This window comes from Paracoccus sp. S4493, from assembly GCF_000967735.1.
Classification (GTDB): Bacteria; Pseudomonadota; Alphaproteobacteria; order Rhodobacterales; family Rhodobacteraceae; genus Paracoccus; species Paracoccus marcusii.
In genome coordinates, this window is the sequence record NZ_JXYF01000290.1 from 1 (window position 1) to 413 (window position 413).

Consider the following 413-nt stretch of genomic DNA (forward strand, 5'->3'; position numbering starts at 1 on the left):
CAGGGCGCGGGCCTGGGCGCCGTCCTGCTCAATCTGGTCGATCAGCGCCTGCAGGCTGTTGAACCTGGCCTCGTCGCGCAGGAAATCGACCAGGGCGACCGACAGGTGCTGTCCGTACAGATCGCCCGAAAAATCGAACAGGTTCACCTCAAGGTTCGGGGTATTCACCCCGAACATCGGCCGCACCCCAAGCGAGGCCACGCCCTTGCACGGGCCGCGGTCCGGGCCGGTCATGATGTCGACCAACACCGCATAGACGCCAAGGCGCGGCAGGTGCAGCCCGTCCATCGCCAAGTTCGCGGTGGGCCAGCCCAGTTCCCGGCCCCGCTTTTCGCCGTGGATGACCTCACCCTCGATGCGGTGCCAATGGCCCAGCATGCGCTCGGCCTCGTGGGTCAGCCCCTGCGCCAGCG

1 protein-coding gene is annotated in these 413 nt (G+C 67.6%); it reads right to left on the bottom strand.

Annotated features, from left to right (window positions below; all coding sequences use genetic code 11):
- Positions 1-413 (bottom strand): riboflavin kinase (locus tag TW83_RS17220; protein ID WP_045984014.1); only part of this gene is annotated, 413 nt, incomplete at both ends.